Here is a 14,553-nt window from a genome sequence, read left to right as displayed (position 1 = left end):
ATAAACAGAACGTTCTGTTTATGGAACACACTCTGCCCCGCGGCGCCGTGCCGCACCTCTGGCCCCGCACGTTCCGGAAGTGATGCCCCCATGCCCTCGCTCGCCCGTCTCCGCGCGCTCGCCCCGCCCTCGGCGGTGGCGGCCGGACTGATCGCGGTCACCGTCGGCGTGACCAGTTCAGCGGCCCTCGTCTTCACGGCGGCCCGGGCCGCGGGCGCGGACGCGCGGGAGATCTCCTCGTGGATGCTGGCGCTCGGTGTCGGCCTCGCCGTCACCTGCGTCGGCCTGTCGCTCCGCTTCCGCGCCCCCGTGGTCACGGCCTGGTCGACGCCGGGCGCGGCGCTGCTGGCGACGAGCCTGGCCGGGGTGCCGATGGCGCAGGCGATCGGCGCGTTCCTCTTCTGCGCCGTGCTGATCCTGCTGAGCGGGCTGACCGGATGGTTCGCCCGGGCCATGGACCGGATCCCGGTGCCGCTCGCCTCCGCACTGCTCGCGGGCGTGCTCCTCCAGTTCGGGACAGGTCTGTTCGCGCAGATGGAGGGCGGTTTCGCCGTCGCGTTCACGGTGTTCGCGCTGTATCTCCTGGCGCGCCGCCTCCTGCCCCGGTACGCGGTCCTGCTCGCCCTGGCGGGCGGGGTCGTGTCCTCGGTCCTGGCCGGCGGCTGGCATCTCGACCGGCTCCGGCTCTCGATGGCGCAACCGGTGTTCACGGCCCCGGAGTTCGACTGGAAGGTGCTGATCAGCGTCGGCGTGCCGCTGTTCGTCGTGACGATGGCCTCGCAGAACCTGCCGGGGGTCGCGGTGCTGCGGGCCTCCGGGTACGACGTGCCGGTGTCGCCGCTGCTGACGTGGACGGGCGCGGCGCAGGCGGTGCTGGCCCCGTTCGGCGCGTTCGGTCTCAACCTCGCGGCGATCACGGCCGCGATCTGCACGGGCGAGGAGGCGCACCCGGACCGGGACCGGCGCTATCTGGCGGCGGTCTGGGCGGGCGTCTGCTATCTCTGCGTGGGCCTGCTGGGGGCGACGGTCGCCTCCCTGCTGAGCGCGATGCCGCACGTCCTGGTCCTGTCGGTGGCCGGGGTGGGCCTGTTGGCCACGATCGAGTCCTCCCTGTCGACGGCCCTGTCCGACCCGCGCTCGCGCGAGGCGGCGGCCGTGACCTTCCTGGCCACGGCTTCCGGTGTCACCCTGCTGGGCATCGGCTCGGCGTTCTGGGGCCTGCTCGCGGGCGTCCTGACGAGCCTGGTCTCCACGGCGGGCCGCCGCCGGGCCACGGCCCCGGCCGCCGAGCCCCGAGAGGCGGTCGGCTCCGGCACAGCGCCGCGCACCGGCGTGTGAACACGGACCGGAGGGCATCCGCGGCGGCGAACGCTCCCACCGGCGGCAGCATCCCCCGTGGGCTGCCCTCCTGGGCGCACCCAGCCTGATGCCCGCCGTCGGCGACCGCCTCAGCCCAGGCGCCCGCACCCCACGCCCGCCTCAGTCCCGGCACACCCGCGCGAACCGACGCGTGAACTCGGACCAGACCTCGACCGCCCGCGGCTCCGCGGCCTCGGCGCGGGCGAGCACGTCGGCGGGGTCCAGGCCGTGCGCGGTGAGGCCGGCCGGGTCCCAGGCGGCGATCCGGGCGGCCTCCGCCTCGGGGTGGAACTGGGTGCCCCAGGCACACCGGCCGAGCCGGAACGCCTGGTACGGGCACGCTTCGCTGGACGCCAACCAGACGGCTCCGTCGGGCAGTTCGGTGATCGTGTCGACGTGTCGCTCGATCGCGGGGACGGTGTCGCCGAGTCCGTGCAGCAAGGGGTCCTCGCCCGCTGCGGGCCGGAGCCGGATCTCCGTGCTCCCGTGTTCGGGGCGCCCGTAGGCCGCCCGCACCGTGCCTCCGGCGACCTGTGCGAGCAACTGTCCGCCGAGACAGATGCCGAGGAAGGGCGTCCCGGCGTCGAGGGCCCGCCGGGTCAGACGCCGGGTGTCCGGCAGCCAGGGGGCCCGCGCGTCGTCGTCCGGCATGAATCCGCCGCCGAGCACGATCAGCGCCCGGCCGCCGAGCGCGCCGGGCAGCAGGTCCCCGGCGAACGGACGCGCCACCTCCACCTCGAGCCCGGCCCCGCGCAGCCAGTCGCCGATCCGCCCGGGCCCGCCGCCCGGGGTGTTCTGCACGACGAGCACCTCGGCGCCGGAGCGCGGACTCCCCCTGTCCGGAACCTTCGTCACAGTCCGCCCCCTCGCCTCACCCGTCACCGGTCCCGGGCAGCAGCAGACCAAGCGGGCGTGGCTCCGTCAACAGGGCCTCGGCGCTCGTACGCTGGTCCGCATGTCGAGCGAGTCCGACGCCGCGCAGGGTGCCGCACGGGCCACCGGGCGCGCCGTGTCCCAGGTGCGGCGGATGTCCGGCGAGATGTACGGGGCCACGCTCGACGGCGGCCGCGCGGTGGTCGTGAAGCGGGTCGCGGATCCTGTCGCCCTGCGCGCCGAGGTGGCCGGTCTGCGCTGGCTCGCGGAGGCGGGCGCGGTGCCGGTGCCGGCGGTGCACGGGGGCGAGCACGGGTGGCTGGTGCTCGACCGGGTGGGACCGGGCAGGGCGAGCGCGGACGGCGCCGAGCGGTTCGGCCGGGCGCTCGCGGCGCTGCACCGTGAGGGGGCTCCGGCGTTCGGCGCGCCACCGCCGGGCGGCCCCGTCGAGGCGTTCATCGGGCGCGCGCCGATGCGCAACGTGCCGGGTGACGCGTGGCCGCGCTGGTACGCCGAGCAGCGCGTGCTGCCGTATCTGCGGCGGGCCGTGGACGCGCGGACCCTGAGCACCGCCGAGGCGGCCGTCGTCGAACGGGTCTGCGCGCGGATGCCGGAGCTGGCCGGACCCGCCGAGCCGCCCGCGCGGTTGCACGGGGACCTGTGGAGCGGCAACGTCCTGTGGGACGCGGAGGGCTCCGCCTGGCTGATCGATCCTGCCGCGCACGGCGGGCACCGCGAGACGGACCTCGCCATGCTGGCGCTGTTCGGCGCCCCGCACCTCGACCGGATCCTCGGCGCGTACGAAGAGGTGACGCCGCTCGCCGCGGGTCGGCGCGAGCGCGTTCCCCTGCACCAGCTCTTCCCGCTCCTGGTGCACACCGTGCTGTTCGGCCGCGGTTACGCCGAAGAGACCCTCGCGGCCGCCCGCGCCCTGGACGGCCGTCATCCCGCGTAGACCTTCTACGGCCGCCGCACCCCTATGAACTGACGGTCCATCAGGTTACGCTCCGGCGCATGACTTCCACGGTGGTGTGGGGCACCGGGAACGTGGGGCGGGCGGCCATCCGGGCCGTCGACGCCCATCCCGGGCTCGAACTGTCGGGCGTGCTCGTGCACGATCCCGCGAAGGACGGCCGCGACGCGGGCGAACTCGCGGGGCTCGCCCACACGCTCGGCGTCACGGCGACGACCGACATCGACGCGCTGCTCGGCACACGGCCCGGCGCCGTCGTGTACGCCGCGTCGGGCGAACTGCGCCCCGACGAGGCCCTGGACGACATCTGCCGCGCGCTGCGCACGGGCGCGGTCGTCGTCACCCCGGCGCTCTACCCGCTCTACGATCCACGCAGCGCGCCCCCCGAGTTCACGGACCCGGTGCGCGCGGCGATCGCGGAGGGCGGCGGCTCGCTGTTCGTCTCCGGTGTGGACCCCGGCTGGGCGAACGACATCCTGCCGCTCCTGGTCAGCGGCCTCGGCTCCCGCATCGACGTCGTGCGCTGCCAGGAGATCTTCGACTACTCCACGTACGACCAGGAGGACTCGGTCCGCGATCTGGTCGGCATGGGGCATCCCATGGACTACGCGCCGCTGATGCTCGCCGAGTCGGTCCCGACGATGGTGTGGGGCGGTCAGATCCGGCTGCTCGCGCGGGCGCTCGGGCTCGAACTGGACGAGATCCGCGAGACGTTGGAGCGCCGCCCGCTGGAGTCGGACGTGACGACGGCGACGATGGGCGACTTCGCGCGGGGCACCCAGGGCGCGGTCCGCTTCGAGGTGCAGGGTGTCGTCGGCGGTGAGGTCCGGCTGGTGGTCGAGCACATCACGCGGATCCATCCGTCCTGCGCCCCGGACTGGCCGCTGCCACCGGGCGGCGGTGCCGGGGCGCACCGGGTGATCGTCGAGGGCCGCCCGCACATCGAGGTGACGGTGCAGGCGACCGACGAGGACGGCAACCACTCGGCGGGCGGCAACGCGACCGCCGTGGGGCGCCTGGTGAGCGCGATCGACTGGCTCACCACCGCGCCGCCCGGACTGTACGACGCACTCGACGTGCCCCTGCTCCCCGCGGCCGGCCGGATCGGAAGGAAGCAGCCATGATGATCGACATCCCCGAGGGCGAGGAACCGATCCCGTACGTGTGGGGCGAGATGGTGCCCGGCATCGGGCCGGTGGCCGCCCAGTTCTCGATGGCCGTCTACGACCACTCGAAGCTCGGGCTGCGCGAGTTCGAGGCGGCGCGGCTGCGGATCGCGCAGATCAACGGATGCCTGTTCTGCCTGGACTGGCGCACCGAGCGGGACGGCGTGAAGGTCGAGGAGTCGTTCGCGGACGCGGTGGACCAGTGGCGGACCACCGACGCGTTCGACGAGCGGACGCGGCTGGCCGCCGAGTACGCGGAGCGGTACGCGCTGGACCATCACGGGCTCGACGACGCGTTCTGGGCGCGGATGACCGCGCACTACAGCCAGGCGGAGATCGTGGAGCTGAGCATGGCGATCGGCTCCTGGCTGGCGTTCGGCCGGCTCAACCACGTGCTCGGCCTCGACGCGGTGTGCGTCCTGCCCAAGTCCTGAACACCCCTCACGCCCTCAGGACTTGGGCAGGCACTCACCGCCGGCGGACGCCGCTCACAGGTCGGTAGCGACGATCTTCTCGATGTTGCGCTCGGCGAGCGCGGTGATGGTGACGAACGGGTTGACGCTGGTGTTGCCCGGGATCAGGGCGCCGTCGATCACGTAGAGCCCCGAATAGCCGTGCAGGCGGCCGTAGTTGTCGGTCGCCTTGCCGAGCACGGCGCCGCCCAGCGGGTGGTACGTGAGGTGGTCGCCCCAGATCTTGTACGCGCCGAACAGGTCGGTGCGGTAGATCGTGCCCTCCGTCGAGTTGATGCGGTCGAAGATGGACTTCGCCATGGTGATGGAAGGCTGCTTCCAGGCGGTCTGCCAGTTCAGGTCGACCCCGCCGGTCGTCGGGTTGTACGTGAACTGGGCCCGGTTGGGGTTCTTGGTGATCGACAGGTAGAAGGACGCGTAGGTCTCGATGCCGGTGGGCAGCGGGGCGACCTCGGCGAAGGCCCCTCCCCCGGCCCAGTTGTCGATGCCTCCGGTCGGGATGGAGGACTGCAGGGCGCCGGTCGGGTCCCACATGTGGTTGGCGCGGCCGCACATGACGTTGCCGTTGTCGCCCCAGCCCTTGCCGATCTCGGCGTTGAGCGCGGGGAGCGCGCCGTTGGCCTTGAGCCGGGTGAGCAGCTTGCTGGTGCCGACGCTGCCGGCGGCGAAGAAGACGCGTGCGGCCCTGATCTCCTTGGTGGCGGCGACCTTGCCCTCGGTGTCGAGCTGGTCGATCCGCACGGTGTAGCCGCCGCCGGAGGCGGGGGTGACGGAGGTGACCTTGTGGAGCGGGGTGACGGTGACCCGCCCGGTGGCCGCGGCCCGCGCGAGGTAGGTCTTCTGCAGGGACTTCTTGCCGTAGTTGTTGCCGTAGAGGATCTCGCCCGCGAGCGCGGACTTCGGGACCGATCCGGCCGCCTCCTTCTCCATGTAGTCCCAGTCGTACACGTCGGGGACGAACACGAAGGGGAAGCCCGAGCGCTGCGCGTGCTTGCGGCCCACGCGCGCGTACTGGTACGCGTCGGTGGTCTCGAACCAGTCGGGGTCGATGGTGGCGGTCCCGAGGCCGGCGTTCGCGCGCGGGTAGTAGGTGGCGTACATCTCGGCCGCGTCGACCGTGGGCAGGATCGCCCCGAAGTTCTCCCGCTTGGGCGTGACGGCCATGCCGCCGTTGACGAGCGAGCCGCCGCCGACGCCGCGGCCCTGGTAGACGATGATGCCGCCGAACTCCTCGGCGTCGAGGATGCCGGTGTGACAGGGCACGTCCTTGTCGAGCGGGTAGCCGAGGAAGTTGCTGATGGGCTGCTTGGTTCTGGTGCGCAGCCAGAAGGATCTGTAGTCGGGCTTGGTGGTGTTGGCGAAGATCTTGCCGTCCGAGCCGGGCGTGTCCCAGGCCATGCCCATCTCGACCATCGTGACGTCGACCCCGGCCTCGGCGAGGCGCAGCGCGGCGACCGAACCGCCGTAGCCGGAGCCGATGACGAGGGCGGGCACACTCGCCCCGTCGGCGAGCGGGGCGAGCGCCGGGGCGGCGGCGCGGGCGGCCGCGGCGGCCGGTCCGGCCAGCGCCACGGCACCGAGAAGAGAACCTGTTCCTGCGAGGAAGCCGCGCCGGGACAGTCCGTTACGAGCCACTTCAGTGGGGGTTGCGGCAGTCATTCCGAGTTCCTATCTCTCGACGGAATCGGAACGAGTTCTACTGTTGATCGGCAACAAGGTGAATGGAAACCGTTCGGTAACCTACGTACGGATCATGAGGTTTTCGAAGTTCCTGTACTTCTTTTCGGATGTGCCGATCTTGTTCCATGGCGACGGCGCTCAGCCCAGGGTGCGCACGGGGCTCCCCGCCAGGTACGCCTCGATGTCCTCGACCGCACCCTGGAAGTAGCCCTCGTAGTTGCGCCGGGTGACGTAGCCGAGGTGGGGCAGGCCGAGGAAGTTCGGCGCCGTGCGCAGCGGATCGTCGGCGGGCACCGGCTCGGTGGTGAAGACGTCGGCGCCGGCCCCGGCGATCCAGCCCTCGCGCAGGGCCCGAAGCAGCGCCTCCTGGTCGACGATCGCGGCGCGCGAGGTGTTGACCAGGAAGGCTCCGGGCCGCATCCGGCGCAGCTCCTCGGCTCCGATCAGGCCGCGGGTGCTCTCGCCGAGGACGAGGTGCACGGAGACGAAGTCGCTGGTCTCCAGGAGTTCCTCCTTGGAGGCGGTGTACGTGACGCCGGCCTCGGCGGCGCGCTCCGGCGTGAGGTTCCGGCTCCACGCGGCGACGTCCATGCCGAACGCCGCGCCGACGCGGGCGACGCGCGTGCCGATCTTGCCGAGGCCGAGCAGGCCGAGGCGCCGCCCGTGCAGGTCGGCGCCGAGCGTGGACTGCCAGGGGCCGCCGTCGCGGAAGTGCGCGCCCTCGGTGACGACGCCGCGCGCGAGTCCCAGGATGAGGGCCCAGGTCAGCTCGGCGGGCGGTTCCGAGTTACTGGCCGTGCCGCAGACGGTCACGCCGTGCGCGGCGGCGGCACCGAGGTCGACGGAGGCGTTGCGCATGCCGGAGGTGATCAGCAGGCGCAGCTTCGGCAGCCGGGCGAACAACTCGGCCGGGAACGGGGTGCGTTCACGCATCACGACGACGATCTCGCAGTCGGCGATCTCGGCGACGAGCTCGTCGTGCCCGGGGATGTGGCGGTCCACGAAGCGCACATCGACCCGGCCGTCCAGCCGCTTCCAGTCCCCCAGCTCGTGGGCGACGCCCTGGTAGTCGTCGAGTACGGCACAGCTCAGCGTGGTCACCATGGCTCCCGGTTCGTTCGGCTGTCCGCACCCTACGGCCTGTTTCACCTGGCACCTCCGGCGTACCCGGGTTAAGCAGGGAAGGGGGCACACCCGTCATCGACCCACCCTGGAGGTGGTTGCTGTGCCCAGAGCGCAGATCAAGGACGAGAAGACGTACCAGGCGCTGCGCCGCGAGGGCGCGGGCAAGGAGAAGGCGGCGCGCATCGCCAACGACGCGTCCCGCTCCTCACGCTCCTCGACCGGCCGCAAGGGCGGCAAGGCGGGGTCCTACGAGGACCGGACGAAGGACGAGCTGTACGAGCAGGCCAAGAAGGTCGGCATCGAGGGCCGCTCGCAGATGTCGAAGGACGAGCTGATCAAGGCGCTGCGCAAGCGCTGAGCCCGGCGGTCACTCATGCGGGAGGCCCGGACGGATCGATCCGTCCGGGCCTCCGGCAGGTCAGGGGCGCGCGTCGCCGGTCAGGCGGAGGCGCGGCACTCGGGGTGGCCCCAGCCGTCGGGGTTCTTCGCGATCAGCTCGCCCGCCGCGTACGAGCGGCCGCAGCGGCAGCGGCCGGGGAACTTCGCCTTGAGGGTGCGCGAGGAGCCGCCCGAAGCGGAGGCGCCGCCGGACGCGGAGGTGCCACCGGACGCGGGGCGCTTGCGGGTGGCGCCCGAGCGGGCGCGGGCCGGGGAGGCGGCCGAGGTGGGCGAGGGCGGCGGCTCGGGGGAGCCGAGCGCGCTGCCCGCCGCTTCCTGGACCACGGCCGCCTGGCTGGCCGCCCGGTCGGCGAAGTCGTTCAGCGGGTCGCCGTCGACCTGGTGCGCGGGCACGTACTTGAACTCGACCTTGCGGCCCTCGAGCAGCGCGTCGATGCGCGCGACCAGCTCCTGGTTGGCCACGGGCTTGCCCGCGGCGGTCTTCCAGCCCTTGCGCTTCCAGCCGGGCAGCCAGGTGGTGACCGCCTTCATCGCGTACTGGGAGTCCATCCGGACCTCCAGCGGCACGGCCGGGTCCATCGTGGTCAACAGCCGCTCCAGGGCGGTCAGTTCGGCGACGTTGTTCGTCGCCGTGCCGAGCGCGCCGGCCTCCCACCGTACGGGCTTCTCGTCCCCGTCGGCGACGACCCACGCCCAGCCCGCGGGCCCGGGATTTCCCTTCGACGCGCCGTCACACGCGGCGATCACACGTTCTGCCATGCCCCCGATCATGCCAGGGCGCACCCCGTGCCGAAGAACCAATCACTCGGCGGGGAGCCGGGCACGGGGCGCGGAGCCGGTCCTCAGTCGAGGTCGACGCGGATCGTGAGGAGGTCGGTGCCGAAGGCGCGCACCGCCGAGCTGTTCATCCGGGGCAGGGTGCGCAGCCGGGCGCGGGCGTCGTCGTCGGGGAGCAGACGGGCCGTGCCCTCGTACCAGCGGCCGCGGATCCGGACGCGGACCTTCGGGTCCGCCTGGATGTTGCGCACGTACTGGGACTTCGGGCCGAACTCCGAGACGAACCAGAAGCTGTCCCCGATGCGCCGCCCGCCGACGGGGGTGCGCCGGGGCAGTCCCGAGGTCCGGCCGGTGGTCTCCACGAGGACCTGACCGGGCAGCTTCAGGGAGAGCGGATTGGCGACCCGCCGCTGGAAGGTCGTGACGATCCGGTGCTTGGTGTCGCGGTCCAGTCCCATGGCGACGACTCTAATGCGGGGTGTCACGCCGGTGGAGGGGGGTCCGCAGGTCCGGGCGGCCCGCTGGTCCGGGTGGTCCGGCTTGTCCGGGAAAGGGAGAGCCCCGGCCGTGACGGGGGACCACGGCCGGGGCGGCTCTGAGGTGGGCGCGGATGGCGGTCGCCTCCTGGCGGGGGCTCCGCAGGGCTTCAGCCGAACGATCTTCCCTGCGGGCGAAGGAGATGAGGCCCGGGGACACAGTTCCATCCGCGTCCACGATGGGTTCAACGTGCGAAGCCCCACCCTTGTTCCCGCCGGTGACGCACGACACCTTAGGGTTCCCGGGTGATCTTCCACGCGGGCGCCGCCCGCCTGCGCCGGGCCCTCGCTCCCGTCCTGGCCGCCGCCGTGCTGGCCGGGTGCTCCGCGACGCCGGACACGTCCGGCGCCTCCCCGGCCCGGGTGAGCAGACCCCCGGCCGGTGCCGCGTTCGACTACCAGCTGGGCGGCCCGTACCGGCCCGGGGACGACGTGCGGGTCGTGGCCCGCGACCGCACCGCGCGACCGGTGCGCGGGCTGTACAACATCTGCTACGTCAACGCCTTCCAGGCCCAGCCGGACGCGAAGCGCTGGTGGCGCCGGGAGCGTCCCGAGCTGCTGCTGCGGGACGCGGACGGACGGATCGTCGTCGACGAGGACTGGGGCGAGCCGCTGCTCGACATCTCGACGGCCGGCAAGCGCTCCTCCCTCGCCGGGCTCGTCGGCCGGTGGTTCGACGGCTGCGCCGACTCCGGCTTTCAGGCCGTCGAGCCCGACAATCTCGACTCCTACACCCGCTCGAAGGGACTCCTGAAGAAGTCCGACGCGCTCGCCTTCGCTCGGCTGCTCGCCTCCCGCGCCCACGCCGCCGGGCTCGCAGTCGGCCAGAAGAACACCGCCGAGCTGCTGCCCGAGCGGGCCGGAACGGGCTTCGACTTCGCGGTGGCCGAGGAGTGCGCCCGCTACGACGAGTGCGGCGCGTACGCGAAGGCGTACGACGACCGCGTCTACGTGATCGAGTACCGCGCCCGGGACTTCGCGCGGGCCTGCGCGCGCTGGGGCGACCGGCTCTCGGTCGTGCTGCGCGACCGTGACGTACGGCCGGCCGGGGCGAAGGGGTATGTCCGCCGCGCCTGTTGATCACGGGCTCACCGGGACCGGCGGGCACGCGTCCCGCCGTACCGGGTGCGCGGCGCCCGCCGGACCACCAAGCTGGGGGGCATGGACGGACTCGACGGATACCCCTCAGTTGTCGTGCACGCCGCTCAGCCCGGCGGGCGGCGGGTCACCATCCGCGGCGAGGACGCGGGGCTCGCGCACTCGCTCGCCGACGTGGTGGAGTTCCTGCGCCGTGCCGGTCTGGAGGACGCGCCGCTGCACGACCCGGACTTCATCGAGTGGCGCGGCGGCGGTTCGGCGATCTGGCCCGCGCATCTGGACGACCCCGACGGCGGGATCTGACCGTCCCCCGCACGGCCGCTACCGGTAACCGGTGACGTCGGCGGGCTTGCCGGTGTCCTGGACCTCCACGAGATAGCGCCAGGCGTCCGGCCGGCTGCCGTCGAGATCCGTGTGGCCGTACACGGCGGCGAGGCCGCCGCTGGACTGCGAGGTGCCGTTGAACCGGGCGACGTCGGGGTCCGCGGCGAGCGCGGCGACGGCCCGGCCGGTGTAGCGCGGGGTCTCCGAGATCGCGAAGTGCGGCTGTGCGGTCAGCGCCTCGCGCCAGGTCTCCTCGGTGACGCCGAACGCGTCGAGCATGATCTCCGAACGCATCCAGCCGGGGGTGAGGGCCACGGCGGTGGCGCCGCGCGGGCCGAGTTCGTGGCCGAGCGCGAAGGCCATGCGCAGCACGGAGGTCTTGGCGAGGTCGTAGAAGAACGAGTTGCGGTAGCGGGTGCCGTTGTACTCGGCCGTGCCGTCGGTGACCTCCACGACGAGGCCGCCCGGGTGCCGCAGCAGCAGCGGCAGCGCGTAGTGGCTGGTGATCGCGTGGGTGTCCACGGCGAGGCGGAGCAGTCTCAGCCCCTTGTCGAGGTCGTGCTCCCACACGGGGACCTCCCAGCCGAAGAGGTGTTCGCCGCCCCAGATGTCGTTGACGAGGACGTCGAGCCGGCCCTGCTCGCCGTCGATCCGGTCGACGAGGGCGCGGACCTGGTCCTGCTCCAGATGGTCGGTGGGTACGGCGATGCCCCGGCCGCCCGCCTCGGTGACCAGGTCCGCGGTGTCCTCGATGGTCTCCGGGCGGTCGTACTCGGAGCGGCGGGTGCGGGTGGTGCGGCCCGTGACGTAGACCGTGGCGCCCGCCGCGCCCAGCTCCACGGCGATGCCGCGGCCCGCGCCTCGGGTGGCGCCCGCGACGAGGCAGACCTTGCCGTGCAACTCCTGGGGGCGGCTCATGCTCACATCGACTCCTGTTCCCTGTGTCCGTACGCGCGCTGCGTACGGTGTCGAGCCTTCCCGGGAATCCGGACATCTTCTGTCGGTGTTGATACGAACGGTGCGCCACTTCCATACCCCTCGGGGTATATTTGATACCCTCGGGGGTATAAGATGAGCCGCGCCGTCTCACATGGGAGAAGCATGAGCACCACCCTGGCCCCCGCCGAGCTGCACGCCCGGTCCGCCGACAGCACTCTGGTCGTCGACGTCCGCGCCCCCGGCGAGTTCGCCGCAGGCCATGTGCCGGGTGCGATCAACGTGCCGGCCGAGCACCTCGACGACCTCCTACCCGACCTGCGCGCCGCCGCCGAGCGCCGCCACATCGTCGTCGTCTGCGCCGCGGGCCGGCGCTCGGCCGCGGCCTGCGCCAAGCTGGCGGACGCCGGGGTCGAGGCCGTGGGTCTCGCCGGTGGCACGCAGGCGTGGAGCGCCGACGGGCTGCCCGTGCACACGGTGGACCGCCCCGGCCGCTCCGTGTGGGCCATGGACCGCCAGGTCCGCTTCGCCGCGGGTTCGCTCGTACTGCTCGGTCTCGCGCTCGGCCGCCGCGCCCCGAAGGGCCGGCTGCTCGCCGCCGGTGTCGCCTCGGGTCTCGTCTACTCGGGTGTGAGCAACACGTGCGGGATGGCCGTGATGCTCGGCAAGCTCCCCTTCAACCGCCCCGAGCCCGGCGCTCTCGACTCGGCCCGCGCGGCCCTGCGCTCATGAAGGGCACCGACAACCCCGAGGCGATGGACGCGGTCCTCAAGCGACTGCGCCGCGCGCAGGGCCAGCTGGCCGGGGTCATCGCGATGATCGAGGCCGGCCGTGACTGCAAGGACGTCGTGACCCAGCTGGCCGCCGTCTCCCGCGCTCTCGACCGCGCCGGGTTCAAGATCATCGCCTCCGGCATGCGGGACTGCATGAACGCGGCGGACGGCGAACAGCCGCCGCTCTCCGAGGAAGAACTGGAGAAGCTCTTCCTCTCCCTGGCCTGACCCGGACCGCACACCTCGCGAAGGGGCCCGCACGCTGCCGTGCGGGCCCCTTCGCGCATCCGCCCACGCCACCGGACCCGGCAGACAGGCGGAGTGGCGAGGGTCAGCCCAGGACGAGGGGGAGGCGGGTGGAGAAGGGGGTCAGGGTTGTCGACTCCGAGGGGGTGGGGTGGCGGCGGCCTGTGGCGAGTTGGAGGGTGGCTCGGTCGTCGAGGGCTCGCGGGAAGGGGGATCCCGCGATGCGCTCCAGGAGGGCGCGGGTCGCCGCGAGGGACTCGGGGGCGGGGCCGGGGACGTGGGGGAGGTGGGCCGTCAGGTCCAGGTGGTGGAGGGTCCACTCCAGTACGTACGCGTCGAGGTAGTCGCGCGCCGTGAGGACCATGTCCTGGGTGCTCACGCGGGCGTCCAGGTCGGCGAGTTCCGCCGCCCGGCCCGCCGCCGCGCCCACGTCGTCCAGGTGGAAGGTGAGCAGCGCCGGGTCCTGGTAGGCCGCGGCGAGCCGTACGGTCAGCGCGGCGAGCGGGTCCTCGCCGGTCGGCGGCTCCTCCCCCACGTGCCAGTAGGTCGCGGCGTCGGCGGTCGGTTCCGTGTCCGCCGGGGTGACGAGGGTGATCAGGACGTCCTGCGCGTCGATGACGAGATGGCAGACGAGGTCGCGGACCAGCCATCCGGTGCAGCCCGACGGCCGGGCGAAGTCCTCGGGGGCGAGCCCCGCGACGGCGGAGCGCAGGTCGGTCCATGAGCGCGCGAAGAGTTCCACCCGGGCACGCTACCCGGCGCCGGGCGTGCGGGCCGCGTGGTTCGATGCCTCGATGGAGTGGAGCGATCAGGCGAGCGATCAAGCAGTGGTGGACGTGCGAGGGGATTCTGATCTCGCGGAGTGTGTCGGGGTGCTCGGCGCCGTGCATCGGGCGGACGGCTATCCGGTGAACTGGCCCGCGGATCCGGCAGGTTGGCTGCGGGTGGACGGGGAGCTCGGGGCGTGGGTGGCGCGGCTCGGCGGGCGGATCGCGGGCCATGTCGTACTGGCCCGGCCCGCCCCCGGCGACGTGGCGCCCCGGCTCGCCCCGCCCGAGGGGCCGACGGCTGTCGTGGGCCGGCTGTTCGTCGCGCCGGGGGCGCGGGGCCGGCGGATCGGGGCGCAACTGCTGGGGCGGGCGGCGCGCGAGGCACGACGGAGCGGGGCGCGGGCCGTGCACGGCGGGATGTCTCCGCGGTCGCCCTGTACGAGCGGTCGGGCTGGACGTTCCTCGGCGCGGGGCAACAGGAGTGGGGGCCCGGCGAGTTGGTCGACGTACGGTGTTACGCGGCAGCCCCGAAGAGCGAGGAATCCCCATGACCGAGACCGCGCCGCCCCGTTCGGCGAAGCAGCGCAAGCAGGACACGATCCGGCGCTTCGAGGAGGACGTCGACGCCTGGGTCGCGACGGCGGGGCCGGAGGGCGGGGCGCCGTACATGATGCCGCTGTCGTTCCTGTGGCGGGACGGGCTGCTGTACGTGTCGACCCGGGCGTCCAATCCCGTGGCCCGGAATCTCGTCGCCGGGGGCCGGGTCCATCTGGGGATCGGGCGGACACGGGACGTCGTGCACGTGGAGGGCGTCGCGGAGGCTCTGGGTGGCGGCGAGGTCGATGAGGGGCTGCGGCGGGAGTTCGCGGCGAAGACGGGGTTCGATCCGGCGGGGATCGAGGGGCAGCGGTACCTGTACTTCCGCATCCGGCCGGTACGGATCCTGGCGTGGCGGGAGGTCGACGAGCTGGCGGAGCGCGAGCTGATGCGTGACGGCGCCTGGCTCGTCACCGACTGACCGGGGGGCGGACCGAGGCTCGTCGGG

Annotated in this window: 17 protein-coding genes and 1 pseudogene; 11 read left to right on the top strand and 7 right to left on the bottom strand. The window is 73.0% G+C overall.

Annotated features, from left to right (window positions below):
• The first annotated feature begins 90 nt into the window (after positions 1-90).
• Positions 91-1,338 (top strand): benzoate/H(+) symporter BenE family transporter, encoded by a 1,248-nt coding sequence (locus IAG42_RS32765; RefSeq protein ID WP_188340576.1) that lies wholly within the window; start codon positions 91-93, stop codon positions 1,336-1,338.
• 141 nt (positions 1,339-1,479) lie between these two features.
• Here the strand turns inward: IAG42_RS32765 and IAG42_RS32760 are convergent, their stop codons facing one another.
• Entirely contained in the window at positions 1,480-2,214 is a 735-nt protein-coding gene (locus IAG42_RS32760; RefSeq protein WP_223206252.1) for a type 1 glutamine amidotransferase, read from the bottom strand.
• Positions 2,215-2,314: 100 nt separating this feature from the next.
• Between IAG42_RS32760 and IAG42_RS32755 the strand changes: the two genes are divergently transcribed.
• Genes IAG42_RS32755 through IAG42_RS32745 form a run of 3 tightly spaced genes read left to right on the top strand, consistent with a single transcriptional unit; the run spans position 2,315 to position 4,805 of the window.
• Positions 2,315-3,187: a fructosamine kinase family protein gene (locus IAG42_RS32755; RefSeq protein ID WP_188340575.1), complete on the top strand. Its 873-nt coding sequence runs from the start codon at positions 2,315-2,317 to the stop codon at positions 3,185-3,187.
• A gap of 59 nt (positions 3,188-3,246) precedes the next feature.
• Positions 3,247-4,329, top strand: a complete 1,083-nt coding sequence (locus IAG42_RS32750; protein ID WP_188340574.1) for an NAD(P)H-dependent amine dehydrogenase family protein — start codon at positions 3,247-3,249, stop codon at positions 4,327-4,329.
• A complete protein-coding gene (locus IAG42_RS32745; RefSeq protein ID WP_188340573.1) occupies positions 4,326-4,805 on the top strand; it encodes a carboxymuconolactone decarboxylase family protein in 480 nt (159 codons plus the stop codon). The genes IAG42_RS32750 and IAG42_RS32745 overlap by 4 nt, the downstream gene beginning before the upstream one ends.
• Before the next feature lie 54 nt (positions 4,806-4,859).
• Here the strand turns inward: IAG42_RS32745 and IAG42_RS32740 are convergent, their stop codons facing one another.
• Positions 4,860-6,503, bottom strand: a complete 1,644-nt coding sequence (locus IAG42_RS32740) for a GMC oxidoreductase (RefSeq protein ID WP_188340572.1) — start codon at positions 6,501-6,503, stop codon at positions 4,860-4,862.
• A gap of 159 nt (positions 6,504-6,662) precedes the next feature.
• A complete protein-coding gene (locus tag IAG42_RS32735) occupies positions 6,663-7,628 on the bottom strand; it encodes a D-2-hydroxyacid dehydrogenase family protein (RefSeq protein ID WP_188340571.1) in 966 nt (321 codons plus the stop codon).
• Positions 7,629-7,749: 121 nt separating this feature from the next.
• Here IAG42_RS32735 and IAG42_RS32730 point away from each other — a divergent pair, with 121 nt between their 5' ends.
• Complete coding sequence (locus IAG42_RS32730; RefSeq protein WP_223206251.1) at positions 7,750-8,007, top strand: DUF7218 family protein; 258 nt, start codon at positions 7,750-7,752, stop codon at positions 8,005-8,007.
• An 80-nt stretch (positions 8,008-8,087) separates the two neighbouring features.
• Here the strand turns inward: IAG42_RS32730 and IAG42_RS32725 are convergent, their stop codons facing one another.
• Positions 8,088-8,819, bottom strand: coding sequence for a ribonuclease H family protein (locus tag IAG42_RS32725; RefSeq protein ID WP_188340569.1), 732 nt, complete (start codon positions 8,817-8,819; stop codon positions 8,088-8,090).
• 71 nt (positions 8,820-8,890) lie between these two features.
• The gene (locus IAG42_RS32720) at positions 8,891-9,283 is read right to left on the bottom strand and encodes a nitroreductase/quinone reductase family protein (RefSeq protein ID WP_188340568.1); all 393 of its coding nucleotides are present in this window, start codon (positions 9,281-9,283) and stop codon (positions 8,891-8,893) included.
• Positions 9,284-9,607: 324 nt separating this feature from the next.
• Here IAG42_RS32720 and IAG42_RS32715 point away from each other — a divergent pair, with 324 nt between their 5' ends.
• The gene (locus IAG42_RS32715) at positions 9,608-10,441 is read left to right on the top strand and encodes an endo alpha-1,4 polygalactosaminidase (RefSeq protein WP_188340567.1); all 834 of its coding nucleotides are present in this window, start codon (positions 9,608-9,610) and stop codon (positions 10,439-10,441) included.
• Between the two features lie 81 nt (positions 10,442-10,522).
• Complete coding sequence (locus IAG42_RS32710) at positions 10,523-10,762, top strand: hypothetical protein (protein ID WP_188340566.1); 240 nt, start codon at positions 10,523-10,525, stop codon at positions 10,760-10,762.
• Positions 10,763-10,780: 18 nt separating this feature from the next.
• On the opposite strand, the gene IAG42_RS32705 is transcribed toward IAG42_RS32710, so the two are convergent.
• Complete coding sequence (locus IAG42_RS32705) at positions 10,781-11,701, bottom strand: SDR family oxidoreductase (RefSeq protein WP_188340565.1); 921 nt, start codon at positions 11,699-11,701, stop codon at positions 10,781-10,783.
• 183 nt (positions 11,702-11,884) lie between these two features.
• Between IAG42_RS32705 and IAG42_RS32700 the strand changes: the two genes are divergently transcribed.
• Both IAG42_RS32700 and IAG42_RS32695 read left to right on the top strand, forming a co-directional pair.
• Entirely contained in the window at positions 11,885-12,451 is a 567-nt protein-coding gene (locus IAG42_RS32700) for a rhodanese-like domain-containing protein (RefSeq protein WP_188340564.1), read from the top strand.
• Complete coding sequence (locus IAG42_RS32695) at positions 12,448-12,720, top strand: metal-sensitive transcriptional regulator (RefSeq protein ID WP_188340563.1); 273 nt, start codon at positions 12,448-12,450, stop codon at positions 12,718-12,720. Before IAG42_RS32700 ends, IAG42_RS32695 begins: the two co-directional genes overlap by 4 nt.
• Positions 12,721-12,823: 103 nt before the next feature.
• On the opposite strand, the gene IAG42_RS32690 is transcribed toward IAG42_RS32695, so the two are convergent.
• Complete coding sequence (locus IAG42_RS32690) at positions 12,824-13,480, bottom strand: maleylpyruvate isomerase N-terminal domain-containing protein (RefSeq protein WP_188340562.1); 657 nt, start codon at positions 13,478-13,480, stop codon at positions 12,824-12,826.
• 52 nt (positions 13,481-13,532) lie between these two features.
• Between IAG42_RS32690 and IAG42_RS38495 the strand changes: the two are divergent.
• Positions 13,533-13,856 (top strand): annotated as a pseudogene (locus IAG42_RS38495) (GNAT family N-acetyltransferase); the annotation flags it as partial.
• 199 nt (positions 13,857-14,055) lie between these two features.
• Positions 14,056-14,526: a pyridoxamine 5'-phosphate oxidase family protein gene (locus tag IAG42_RS32680; RefSeq protein WP_188340561.1), complete on the top strand. Its 471-nt coding sequence runs from the start codon at positions 14,056-14,058 to the stop codon at positions 14,524-14,526.
• The last annotated feature ends 27 nt before the right edge of the window (positions 14,527-14,553 follow it).

It is taken from the genome of Streptomyces xanthii, assembly GCF_014621695.1.
Lineage (GTDB): Bacteria > Actinomycetota > Actinomycetes > Streptomycetales > Streptomycetaceae > Streptomyces > Streptomyces xanthii.
Note: the sequence above shows the minus strand (reverse complement) of the source record. Positions and strands in the feature narration are given on the sequence as shown.

What these genes read in the sequence shown, in the direction of transcription:
- IAG42_RS32765 (WP_188340576.1), top strand. Translation starts at nt 91, where the DNA reads ATGCCCTCGCTCGCCCGTCTCCGCGCGCTCGCCCCGCCCTCGGCGGTG.
- IAG42_RS32755 (WP_188340575.1), top strand. Translation starts at nt 2,315, where the DNA reads ATGTCGAGCGAGTCCGACGCCGCGCAGGGTGCCGCACGGGCCACCGGG.
- IAG42_RS32750 (WP_188340574.1), top strand. Translation starts at nt 3,247, where the DNA reads ATGACTTCCACGGTGGTGTGGGGCACCGGGAACGTGGGGCGGGCGGCC.
- IAG42_RS32745 (WP_188340573.1), top strand. Translation starts at nt 4,326, where the DNA reads ATGATGATCGACATCCCCGAGGGCGAGGAACCGATCCCGTACGTGTGG.
- IAG42_RS32740 (WP_188340572.1), bottom strand. Translation starts at nt 6,503, where the DNA reads ATGACTGCCGCAACCCCCACTGAAGTGGCTCGTAACGGACTGTCCCGG.
- IAG42_RS32735 (WP_188340571.1), bottom strand. Translation starts at nt 7,628, where the DNA reads ATGGTGACCACGCTGAGCTGTGCCGTACTCGACGACTACCAGGGCGTC.
- IAG42_RS32725 (WP_188340569.1), bottom strand. Translation starts at nt 8,819, where the DNA reads ATGATCGGGGGCATGGCAGAACGTGTGATCGCCGCGTGTGACGGCGCG.
- IAG42_RS32720 (WP_188340568.1), bottom strand. Translation starts at nt 9,283, where the DNA reads ATGGGACTGGACCGCGACACCAAGCACCGGATCGTCACGACCTTCCAG.
- IAG42_RS32710 (WP_188340566.1), top strand. Translation starts at nt 10,523, where the DNA reads ATGGACGGACTCGACGGATACCCCTCAGTTGTCGTGCACGCCGCTCAG.
- IAG42_RS32705 (WP_188340565.1), bottom strand. Translation starts at nt 11,701, where the DNA reads ATGAGCCGCCCCCAGGAGTTGCACGGCAAGGTCTGCCTCGTCGCGGGC.
- IAG42_RS32700 (WP_188340564.1), top strand. Translation starts at nt 11,885, where the DNA reads ATGAGCACCACCCTGGCCCCCGCCGAGCTGCACGCCCGGTCCGCCGAC.
- IAG42_RS32695 (WP_188340563.1), top strand. Translation starts at nt 12,448, where the DNA reads ATGAAGGGCACCGACAACCCCGAGGCGATGGACGCGGTCCTCAAGCGA.
- IAG42_RS32680 (WP_188340561.1), top strand. Translation starts at nt 14,056, where the DNA reads ATGACCGAGACCGCGCCGCCCCGTTCGGCGAAGCAGCGCAAGCAGGAC.